Origin of the sequence: Acinetobacter sp. YH16040_T (assembly GCF_024605785.1) — a bacterium.
GTDB classification, from domain to species: domain Bacteria; phylum Pseudomonadota; class Gammaproteobacteria; order Pseudomonadales; family Moraxellaceae; genus Acinetobacter; species Acinetobacter amyesii.
The window spans coordinates 2,176,063-2,186,239 of record NZ_CP094541.1; the positions used below are offsets into that span (position 1 = coordinate 2,176,063).

11 protein-coding genes and 1 pseudogene are annotated in these 10,177 nt (G+C 34.5%); 2 read left to right on the forward strand and 10 right to left on the reverse strand.

Annotated elements, in window-relative coordinates; all coding sequences use genetic code 11:
* Position 1 precedes the first annotated feature (1 nt).
* From MST16_RS10780 to MST16_RS10790, 3 genes are read right to left on the reverse strand one after another with little or no spacing between them, the layout of a single operon-like run.
* Entirely contained in the window at positions 2-415 is a 414-nt protein-coding gene (locus MST16_RS10780; RefSeq protein WP_180092379.1) for a hypothetical protein, read from the reverse strand.
* The gene (locus tag MST16_RS10785) at positions 405-923 is read right to left on the reverse strand and encodes a DUF4123 domain-containing protein (protein ID WP_180092375.1); all 519 of its coding nucleotides are present in this window, start codon (positions 921-923) and stop codon (positions 405-407) included. The genes MST16_RS10780 and MST16_RS10785 overlap by 11 nt, the downstream gene beginning before the upstream one ends.
* Position 924: 1 nt before the next feature.
* Entirely contained in the window at positions 925-3,552 is a 2,628-nt protein-coding gene (locus MST16_RS10790; RefSeq protein WP_180092372.1) for a type VI secretion system Vgr family protein, read from the reverse strand.
* Between the two features lie 674 nt (positions 3,553-4,226).
* Here MST16_RS10790 and MST16_RS10795 point away from each other — a divergent pair.
* A complete protein-coding gene (locus MST16_RS10795) occupies positions 4,227-4,949 on the forward strand; it encodes a hypothetical protein (RefSeq protein WP_180092369.1) in 723 nt (240 codons plus the stop codon).
* On the opposite strand, the gene MST16_RS10800 is transcribed toward MST16_RS10795, so the two are convergent.
* The 5 genes and pseudogenes from MST16_RS10800 to MST16_RS10820 form a co-directional block, all read right to left on the reverse strand.
* The gene (locus MST16_RS10800) at positions 4,897-5,235 is read right to left on the reverse strand and encodes a hypothetical protein (RefSeq protein ID WP_257225794.1); all 339 of its coding nucleotides are present in this window, start codon (positions 5,233-5,235) and stop codon (positions 4,897-4,899) included. The two genes, MST16_RS10795 and MST16_RS10800, sit on opposite strands and share 53 nt — an antisense overlap.
* Positions 5,236-5,550: 315 nt before the next feature.
* Positions 5,551-5,943, reverse strand: coding sequence for a hypothetical protein (locus MST16_RS10805; protein ID WP_257225793.1), 393 nt, complete (start codon positions 5,941-5,943; stop codon positions 5,551-5,553).
* A 225-nt stretch (positions 5,944-6,168) separates the two neighbouring features.
* On the reverse strand, positions 6,169-6,579 hold the full coding sequence (locus MST16_RS10810; RefSeq protein WP_004962518.1) for a hypothetical protein: 411 nt from the start codon (positions 6,577-6,579) through the stop codon (positions 6,169-6,171).
* Between the two features lie 371 nt (positions 6,580-6,950).
* A pseudogene (locus MST16_RS10815) lies at positions 6,951-7,361 on the reverse strand (guanosine-3',5'-bis(diphosphate) 3'-pyrophosphohydrolase); the annotation flags it as partial.
* Positions 7,362-7,454: 93 nt separating this feature from the next.
* Positions 7,455-8,054, reverse strand: coding sequence for a hypothetical protein (locus MST16_RS10820; protein ID WP_257225791.1), 600 nt, complete (start codon positions 8,052-8,054; stop codon positions 7,455-7,457).
* A 324-nt stretch (positions 8,055-8,378) separates the two neighbouring features.
* Between MST16_RS10820 and MST16_RS10825 the strand changes: the two genes are divergently transcribed.
* The gene (locus MST16_RS10825) at positions 8,379-9,044 is read left to right on the forward strand and encodes a hypothetical protein (RefSeq protein WP_180092364.1); all 666 of its coding nucleotides are present in this window, start codon (positions 8,379-8,381) and stop codon (positions 9,042-9,044) included.
* Between the two features lie 158 nt (positions 9,045-9,202).
* On the opposite strand, the gene MST16_RS10830 is transcribed toward MST16_RS10825, so the two are convergent.
* On the reverse strand, positions 9,203-9,688 hold the full coding sequence (locus MST16_RS10830; RefSeq protein ID WP_180092362.1) for a hypothetical protein: 486 nt from the start codon (positions 9,686-9,688) through the stop codon (positions 9,203-9,205).
* 92 nt (positions 9,689-9,780) lie between these two features.
* Positions 9,781-9,948 (reverse strand): hypothetical protein, encoded by a 168-nt coding sequence (locus MST16_RS10835; protein ID WP_180092360.1) that lies wholly within the window; start codon positions 9,946-9,948, stop codon positions 9,781-9,783.
* Positions 9,949-10,177 lie beyond the last annotated feature (229 nt).

The following is a 10,177-nucleotide window of genomic DNA, read 5'->3' on the forward strand; positions in this document are numbered from 1 at the left end:
CTTATACCAATTTTTCTAATTGTTTATAAAATTCTTTTTGTGCTGGCTCTACTGTGATCACAGCTAATATTTTCATTAAAATATCGACACGTTTATAAGGATGCCATAACTTTTCAGTTAGAATTTTTTGCGTAAAAGGGTGTTCATCAAAATTTTCACCTATATGAAACTGTAATCCTAGATAACCTGACAGCCAACGATTAAATTGAGAGTCATTTTCATAACCAGCCATATATATTTTGGCTTTCTTCACTCCCTTAGTCATATAGGAAATACCATCTGCATCAGTTAATGCTATCTTTTCAGCACGTTCAGGGAACATTTCTTTATAATCATTCCAAGCAATGCTAGCTAATATTTCTTCACGATCTGTAATAAAAGAATCTACTTGTTCCTGTGTAAATTTAATCGGCATAGCAATGACTCTCTAAATTCAGAAAAGTATTATCCATTTGTTGAACCCACCAATTAGTAATAGGTTTCAATAAATCACTATATTCCTGTTCATTCAACATCTGATTTAATACTTGAATAATAAAGGGATCATAAAATCGAAATAGTGCTAGTTCACCTGTAGGAAGTTCAGCTTGTAAAAATGGCTGTAAGTGCTGAATTAACTCATGTTTTGATAAAGGAGTTTCTAGAACTGAAAACATTCCTATATTTTCTTCAATTAAAAATTGCTTATTAAGTTCATCTTTAGTTTCAAAATGAATAGGAATCAATAAAGGTGAGACTTCCAATGGTGAAGTTTCATCAATAGTGCCTTCAAATAAATTTCCAATTTGTTTAAGTTTTTTGAACGAAAGCTTCTTTAACCAGCGACGTATAAAAAGATAATTTTTCGCAGTATCCAGCAAAAGGAAAAAATTATTTTCTGAATCACTTTTAGCTATTTGTTCAAATAATTTAGTGCTGTTCATATCAAATTTCCCTATGAACAAAAGGCAATGACTTTCTTGCTGCATCTAATAAACAAGGGATACAGATTTTGCTTGAAATATTTGGGATTTGGAAATTATGACGCGTTCCTCCCGTAAATTTTGTTTGTCCAGATTTGACTTCAATCAATCCAGGGCTATTGATTTCAATTGAACCGTCCGTTTTAATTTTAATATAGCCACCACCACAAGTTAGCATAATCTCTTTTTTAGCTACTATCGTGACTGCATTTTCTGTACTCATAATTTTACAGTCTTTTAATGAGGCTACATCAAGTTCATCATTTTGCGCATGAATTTTAATTTGCCCCTGCGTAGCAATAGCATTAATACCGTTTTCTTGTGTATATATACTTAAACCTTTTACAGCATGGGCTGTTAGCTCCCCTGAAGAACTTAAATCTAACTGTTTACCTGAAATAATTTTTATATTCTCTTTAGCTACATGTGTCTGATTCTGTTGGCTTACAGAAATAATATCTTTGGAGGAACTCATTAAAATATGAGGTTCCTCAAATTTTGCCAAAGTCGTTTCAACTTGTTTTGCTATGTCCTCACTAATTTGATAATTTTCATCTTGAAACGCTTTGCTTGTTCTTGCATTTTTTTCTAAAGTTTTTAGTTGATCTAATGATTCAGATATCTGAGTTAATAACCCTTTAATATTTAATTGAATATCTGAAGCATTCGATTGATTTTCACTACTAATTAATAACCCTTGCCCTGCACGTACCGCACCCCATTGGTCTGTACGCAATTCAAAACCTTCACCACGGTCTTCACTTTCTGCCTTATCTTTAGGATGACTCAGCTTACCTAAATTTAGTTGCGTTGCACCATGACTGCTTTGCAGTTGGGTGCTGATCTGTCCAGTTGTATCATCAAAGCGTAGTTGTCCAAAACCTTCGCCTTTGACTTCTTTAGAACGAATACCTGCCAGTTTTTTGGTATCAGGTAGTTTGCCTTTGTTATCGAATTTGGTTGGGTGACGTTGTGCTTCGTGGATGCGTCCCACCACAAATGGTCTGTCGATATTACCGTCAAAGAAGTCGATGACGACAATCTCATTGACCCTCGGTAGGAATCTTGCTCCATAGCCTTCACCTGCCCATGGCGTCAGTACATCGACCCAAGCGGAATCGGTGTCATTGTCGTTTGAGCCTGCACCACCATCATGAGTATTATCTTCATTTCGGGTGAATAGGAATCGAACTTTGATGCGTCCCCATTCATCGACATGAATTTCTTCTCCACTTAAACCCACCACTTTGGCACGCATGGGATGTACTGTTGGTCTTTGGGTGAGAGGATTATACTCAGGAACGGTGGCAATATTACGTCGTTGCAATACGAGGTTGTTAGCTTGACGTTCATCTTGGTTATTGGTTTGAATATCAAATTGTTGCCAATTACTTTGTTTAAGCAAGGCTGTGACTTGATCGGTTAAGTCTTTGGGAAGATTATTTTGGTTATAGAAGGACTTCGCGGTGATTAAGAATTCTTTATCCGCGCCATCATGTTCATCAATTTCTGGGTGTTCATTGAATTCAAACCAGTAACCTACCTGTGCATCACGCACGGTTGAGGTTGCAGTAAATTGTTTGGCTTGTGAGTCGTAGTAGTTACTCAGGTTTTCATTAAACTTTTCAATCTGACTATTGCCTGATTTGGTTGCACCATCTTCACCTTTGAGGTCTTGTATCCATGCAGGGGAAAAGTGCCATGCCTGTTCTAAGCCAAGGCTTACATTGTCTTGGTTTTCACTATGGCTGTGTTTGCTTTGTACTGAGCCTGCGCCTTCTTCGGTTTCGAGTGCATCAGCTTGCCAGCGTTGGATGTGAACCGCAGTCGGTTGAATACTACGCCGTCCAATAAAATTGGTGATCGAATCAGTTTGTTCTACTGCCGAGCTTCTATGGAAGCGAATATTACGTCGATCCAAAGCTTTGTACTGGGCATTATCATCAATCAAACGGAGTTTTTGGGGTTGTATTTGTTCACTTGAACTAGATACTTTGAGTTGTGCTTCGTCAATGAGCCAATTAATACCTTCAGATGCAAGAAGCCGTTGAACAAAGTCTATATCCCGCTCATTCATCTGCATGATAAATGGACGAATATCGTAGTCTTTAGTGAGTCCACTTTTATCCAATGTCAGACTTGAAGCAAATAATGGACTTTTTTGTTGCCACTCAGAGAAGATGGTTTGCACTACGTCAACCACAGATTTATTCATGAACACGCGTGAGTTTCGACGGTGTTTCCAGAGTGCTGTTGGGTCCTCTACGATTAAGCGATAAATCGTGAGCGATCCATCACTTGCACCAATATCGGCTTTTGTCACAATACCAGAAATACGATTGAGTTCGGATTTGTCGTTGACAATATCAATTGCTGTTTGTGCACCAATGAACTGCTTTAAAGGTATATTCGCTGAGGTCGAAAGGCAGATGAGTTGTAAATAAATACCCTTATTTAATTCATGCGTGCCTTCAATACGCTGAAGGAAGACTTGGTCGTTGAGCGTGCCGTTACTCAACTGTACGTGTATTGCACGTTTTTGTGCGGTAAGTCCAAGTTGCTCTAATTCAGCATAAATATTATTGGGCATTCTATTTATTTTTTGTTGGTTTAATCTGTGACCAATTTTACTAAATTCAGTCTTGTTAAGTCTATATTGATTTATATTTAAGCGAAACTTTGTGTCTCTTTTTGTTGCATGCCTTAGTCTAAATTATCTTTAACACTTTTATTTCATTAAGGGGGGATTACCGGGGGACACCGAATAATCTCATTAAGTTCTAAAAATAATAATGAAGGACAAATGTCTTACTCCAAAAGCATTGATCCACTCCAATTTGGAGGTGGTGGGAGTTGAAATCATTGCTAACATCTTCTTTAGTAAGATAAAAAGAAAATGTTGCACCCATTTTCACCCAAATTAATTTGAACAACTAAAGATTACTACTGTAATCTTTAGTTCATATATTGATTGAGAAAACCAACTCAATTCAAGTTGCTTTTTATGCCAGTCTACAATCCCATAAAGAAGAGAACTTACTAGCCTCTTCTGAGTTTGAAGCAATGTACTATGATAAGATTAACCTATTAGGTCAGGTGGCCTAACTTAAATAAAAAGTCTCCGACAATCCCGGTACGGTTCAGACCCGTGAAGATCTCCAACGATATAAACTGAATTATAATTTTGGTTTACAAGTATCTTTATTACATCGTTCATGCTATGAATGAAACCTTTTTTACAAATTTTGAATACCATTATAGAACATGACCCATACAGCTTATAATACATTGCAAGATATTGTTATTTATACAGATACAGAGATTTCTCTTGATTTCTCTCAATCATTTGAAGAGGGACTTAACCCTATATTATTTACAATTAAAACTTTAAAACAGATCCCTAGAAAGACTGAAAATAAAATCCATATTGTCATCCTAGAGTCCTATGATGAACTTAGCAATTTACAAATAAATTGCAATAATATTCATCTTATCATGCCGGCATTTTCAAAGAATAAATTAGAAAATGATCTAAATGCCCTAATATTTGAGCATGACCAATCCATGTCATCTCAACAAGCTTTGGAAAAGCTGTATCATGGTTTTATTAAATTTTATTTCTCTGCTGATTATTTTCTTGAAACTTATGATTTTTTTAATTCTGATTCATTTGAATATGGATATCGATACATCAATATCCATGAAATATTGCAAGATAATGTTAGTTATGAACAACAACTCCATGCCTACCTTAATACGATATCGAATACTGAAACAGTATCCTTCAATTTCTCAATAGGCTATGAATTCTCTTCTGAATCTGGCTATTTAAAGCTGATAGAAAATACTGTTGATCATTTAACATATGAAAAAGATAGAGATGTGTTCTTTAGCGTTGTGCTTTCAAAGTATCCACTATCATATAATAGGTTAGCTATCGTACATTTGAGTCAAACTTACCTTTACTCAAACAAGCCTGAAAAATAACATCTGCACCTTCTTTCATGGCCTGTATCGTTGCAGCTTTCTTATCTGAACTTAATCCTATATCTGTAATTGTTAAGCCTTGTCCCTTCAATCCTTCCAATACAGATGATTCATGCTCCGCACCTTTATCTTGAAGCATGAGCATCATTGCATCATCTTGATCTTTTAAATCTAAAGTTTCAGGAATAATAAGACTGTAATGTTCCATCCAAGAAGCAAAAGGGCTTTCTAAAAACAAAATTAAATCTGAGGGAGAAAAAATTAAATTATCATTATGCAGTTTCATATTTACCCCAATTATTTTTATAAAGTACTAAAAAAACAAATACTACTATAGACTTCTTTCATAAATCAAAAAACGATCTTCTTCTTGGTTAATATTTGCATCCCAGATTTTTTAGCATTCGTGCATAATCTGCGGTTGAAATACAATGATTAGCCATCCTTTAACAAAAAATAGATTTTTGCATCAGTCGCCTTAAAAAATATATTAGACCTTGCATTAGTCAAAATTTAAACAGCCACAAACTATATTTTATAAGGTTTTAACCAATTCAAAATTAGGTAAAAGCATACTCCGCAAGGTCTATTGTTAAACATTCTATTCATGAAAAAAATCTGGGGAATCATAATGTGAATTTTGCATAGCTACATCTAATGGACAATAAAAAAAATGCACCCCTGGAATTTTTGGACTTCCATCTCGATTTTCCAAATGTTTTTCTAGTTTAATATATAAAGGATCATTTTTATCAAAACTGACATCTAAGAATAAATTACCTAGATATGGTTGCTGTATAACATTATCACTAGCCATACCGTAACAAAACTCAAATGAAATATTATTATAATTTAGCCATTGTATTAATTCATTTCGCTCAGTTAACTCTTTATAATTGTGATTTTCTATTGTCATTTCACTAAAACTAACAAAAAGTACATCACTTCCTTTTTTTCTCGCAATTGCGTCTATATGTTGGATTATCATTGGCATCTTATTTACCCCTTCATTATATAATTTTTACTTAATGTAGTATATCTATTACATTAGAACTTGTTGACATTGACTGCTCAAAAAATGCGAGAAAGTAGAATTTAATTTACAGTCTCAATTTAATCGCTGTGTTAGGTCAGGCAGCCTATCTTAATAAACTCCTCCAACAAACCCGGTACGATTCAAAAACGGAAAAATGAAATTTACATTAAATTATCCGCTATATTAGCGGTATAAATCATTAAAATTGTTCTCTACATATACATAAAAATCATTTTCCACTCGATCATATTTAAAGACCATGGTGTTACGACTCATCCATCGCTTTAAAAGTTTTTCGTAGACATTCGCTTTTTTCGTAGAGGTCGCACTAAAAGACCAATAATGAATATCATGCTTATAAATAAGCTCCTCAACTCTCTTACTAATCGCATTAAAAACTTTCATGGCAGGTAACTTTAAGTTGATATCTTCATATATGGGATCATCTCTAAATAGGGCTAATTCAGGATGTTTACGGTAATTGATCTGGACTCTGGCACGGGGTGGTCTATTTAAAGAAAAGGAAAAACTATAATGATCAAATTTGAGTATGTAGTGCAATCCATCAATCATTAAGTCCTCTTTCAAAATCATACGATATCCTTCTTAAAATGATGACCAAGAACATTATTGTAGATTTCCATCAAGATATCTTGATCTTCCGGTGTTTGGAATGAACTGCCAAAAAAATCACGATCAGTCGAATTAAATAATTGAATAAAATGTTTTAGAAAAGGTTTTAATTTTTTACGCTTACAGTAGGCAAAATACTCACTTGCATCTTCGAATATAATCCACCATTCCTGAGGACTACCAATTTGGTTTCCACCCATTGGATGTAATTGATCAAATAGAGCATTCAGTAGATATTGAAAATTAAACTGCATACTGCCGTATTCAAACTCTGGATATTCAGAATCCAGATCTAAAGTATTTATATGCTGATGAATTGCATAAGCCTCTTTTAGTATTTTCTGAACCTTTTGATATTGTTTATAGCGAATCAAATCTTTGGCAGATATTTTGGGCAGGCGCGATAAATCCATATTGTCACGTAAATCTGCAAGTTTAACTTCGCAAGCAATCGGATTTTTTACTGTTCTTTGCACTGCCTGAAAACGACTTTCACCATCTTGTTTTGTGACAGCTAAAACTGCATGAATAATATTTTCATCAAACCCTAGTAATCTTAAATCAGTTACCGATGTTGCTGTATCTTCCAAAATATCATGCAGAACAGCGACAATTTTGGCATCAGGATGTTGTGCATTTTGCATGACACGCAAGGGGTGATGGATGTAGGGTTGCCCTGCTTTATCTATTTGCCCCAAATGCCGTTCAGTTGCGAAGGAAATTGCTTTTTCTAAAGTACCGATATGATATTCCCTTTATATTTAATCAAATTTTATTCAATTATATTAATCAATTACAGCAAATAAATAAAGTTCAATCATAGCTATTACGTCAATTTATGTCGTCTCATTAGGCAAATTTATCTGGGTTAAATCTAATTCTTTTACAAGCTGATCAGCTTTCAATTTCCTTGCCATTCTGCCCATATTGGTTTGTGGTTCAGCTACGGCTACATATTCATTTGCCGGAGTGACAACAAATGTTCCTAGAGATTCATTTTGGAATTTATCCAAGAATAAAGTCATTAACCATTCTGCAGCCTCTTTCACTTTAACGATTGTTTGTGAAGGTTCTTTGTTGACGTAAAGTCTAATATTGGCGCCCTCATCTTGAATGCTGAGTAAACATTTCGATGTGATTTGAAAGTAGTGACAAATTTTTAGAATATTTTGATTAAAGACTGAATCTTCACAATCCTTAGGTTGTTTCACCCAAAAAAACAATTGTCCATTTTCTTTTTCATTAGCATTTGAATAATGCAGACTCAGCTGTTCAAACGTATATTTTAAGCCAAATAAAGCAGCTGCGATTTCGACTTTACGGGTGAAGACTGGAAGGATATAGATTCCTGATTTTTCATTAGAAGTATCGCCCAATATCAGTTGATTGATAATATCTAAATCCTGAACTGTTTTTTTAGTTTGATGTACACCCATATTTTTTTCCTCACGATAAGCGAATTATAGTTGTTTGGTTTATAAGGATTAATTTCATAACTTACTCTACGATTTAGATATTGAATTAGCAAACCTATCGAGCATCTTTGCGACATTAGTTGTCGTCCAACTATTGTTTATTGAACCTACCGCACTTCAGTTGAAGTTATTCTGTGTTAACATTTAATGGAAAATTAAACAAATCTTTTAAATACTTTACTTCATTTATTCGCTAGATAGTTATGTACTTTTCAGATCTGGATTGGATTTGACTCATACATAGATATGCATTCTTCAACGAAACGTTTTTCAAGTAGGCATTTTATGATTTATCAGTATTATCAAGAAATTAAAGACTATAACTTTTCCGAAGATCAAATCTTAGTATTTGGCTGTCATGAGTTAGGTAAGCATTACTCTGGATATGCACAAACGGCTCTACATCATTTTGGTGCAAAACTAGGTCAAGGTGAAGGAAGACAAGGCCAGTCTTATGGCATTCCAACCATTGCTAAAAATGGGGAAGTCTTAGATTTAAATCTTATCCAAAACTATATCAATAACTTTAAGCAATATGCCAAAAGCAATCCTCATCTTGAGTTCTATCTCACTGAGATTGGCTGTGGGTTTGCCAATTTCAGCCTAAATCAAATTGGCCCTTTATTTAAAGACTCACCGACCAATATTTATTTTCCACGCAGCTTTGTTCCATTCTTAGAAGATTTAACGGTATTTTCTGTAGAAGATATTGAACACGTGTGGAAAGCGGATGATACACATATTGAATTGCCTTTAAACACTGGAACAACTGTACGTTTGAAGCTAGATCACCACCAGCGCTTAAACATGCAGCCAAATGTTTGGGAAAGAATTAATACCAATCAAAATATTCAATATCTCACACTCAATGAACAGCAGTTTAATCAACTCGATCAAGCGATTGAAAATTTTAGAAAGGAAGAGGCTTTATTATTTTCTGAACTGATGTGACCAACAGAATTTTTTAAACCTTATTTTCTTTTTATAGATCATCATTATTTGTGAACGATGATCTATAAGCTAATTAAAGGGTAAATTAATTACACATAATTAAGCAGCGGCAGTCATTAGAATAATGAAATGGGCAATTGTTTTGATCGCTAGCCAAATCATATTACCCTTGAGTTACAACTTTTCCATGCCTTAGCCAATTTAACCCAAGCTTTATTTTCTTTTGACCAAATACGTCTACATAATTCGGTAAGATCATCAAATTGCCGATCTACAGCACTTGAAACCCCATATTCCCAATGCCCTTCGTAAAGCCGAGCTTTTGCCAACTCTAGCATTCGATCTGCTAAAGCAATATGTTCTTCAACAAATTGTTGTTCTGTCACGCTCATATGTGCAAAATATTGCAAAGAATCCTCGGACTTTTGAAGTATTTCTTCTGTTTCCCAAATCCATAAGGCAAAGCAACGATCTGCACTTAAACAGTCAATAAATTGTTTAAAGTTTTCAAGTTTGGTTTTAAATGCAATATTGGCTTTTATTAATGCGTTTATTGCTATGAATCGCTCTTCATTATAAGTTAAATCAATATTTAAACTCTCTAAGTAGTCTCTTGTTTTTCGATCTAACTCTATGATTTTCATTTTTTCTCCTAATAGTTGAACATTCAACAAAAAATGTACCCACGAATGATTACATTTTAAAAATCAAACTTCTTTCTTTTTACGCATCTTATTCACAGGCTTACTCGCTTCTCTTTCAGCCTGGCTTTGTTGAATTGCTCATAAGCTGTGTCATTTGCTCCATATGCGGCATTGCTATGCCAGGACAGCGTCTCAAGTGCTGTATCAAATTCACCTAACAGCGCTTGTTCACGTGGATTATTGTGAATTTGAGTTATCATACCAGTGTTCTCTGACATCTTGCTCACGTAGCATCTGGAACAATACAGTGTGAGTTCACTTAGATACTCAAGGTTTTATCACCACAGGCAACAATCTAAGAAATAAACTCATAACATCGATGGTAAATTTTTCCTAACTCTTTAAAGATTTCCAAGGCTTCATGAGCTTCCTTTACTAATGCTGAAACTTTCTTTTCAGCATTAGTAAAAAGTACAGGCTTATGAATAC

What these genes read in the sequence shown, in the direction of transcription:
- MST16_RS10780 (WP_180092379.1), bottom strand. Translation starts at nt 415, where the DNA reads ATGCCGATTAAATTTACACAGGAACAAGTAGATTCTTTTATTACAGAT.
- MST16_RS10785 (WP_180092375.1), bottom strand. Translation starts at nt 923, where the DNA reads ATGAACAGCACTAAATTATTTGAACAAATAGCTAAAAGTGATTCAGAA.
- MST16_RS10790 (WP_180092372.1), bottom strand. Translation starts at nt 3,552, where the DNA reads ATGCCCAATAATATTTATGCTGAATTAGAGCAACTTGGACTTACCGCA.
- MST16_RS10795 (WP_180092369.1), top strand. Translation starts at nt 4,227, where the DNA reads ATGACCCATACAGCTTATAATACATTGCAAGATATTGTTATTTATACA.
- MST16_RS10800 (WP_257225794.1), bottom strand. Translation starts at nt 5,235, where the DNA reads ATGAAACTGCATAATGATAATTTAATTTTTTCTCCCTCAGATTTAATT.
- MST16_RS10805 (WP_257225793.1), bottom strand. Translation starts at nt 5,943, where the DNA reads ATGCCAATGATAATCCAACATATAGACGCAATTGCGAGAAAAAAAGGA.
- MST16_RS10810 (WP_004962518.1), bottom strand. Translation starts at nt 6,579, where the DNA reads ATGATTTTGAAAGAGGACTTAATGATTGATGGATTGCACTACATACTC.
- MST16_RS10820 (WP_257225791.1), bottom strand. Translation starts at nt 8,054, where the DNA reads ATGGGTGTACATCAAACTAAAAAAACAGTTCAGGATTTAGATATTATC.
- MST16_RS10825 (WP_180092364.1), top strand. Translation starts at nt 8,379, where the DNA reads ATGATTTATCAGTATTATCAAGAAATTAAAGACTATAACTTTTCCGAA.
- MST16_RS10830 (WP_180092362.1), bottom strand. Translation starts at nt 9,688, where the DNA reads ATGAAAATCATAGAGTTAGATCGAAAAACAAGAGACTACTTAGAGAGT.
- MST16_RS10835 (WP_180092360.1), bottom strand. Translation starts at nt 9,948, where the DNA reads ATGATAACTCAAATTCACAATAATCCACGTGAACAAGCGCTGTTAGGT.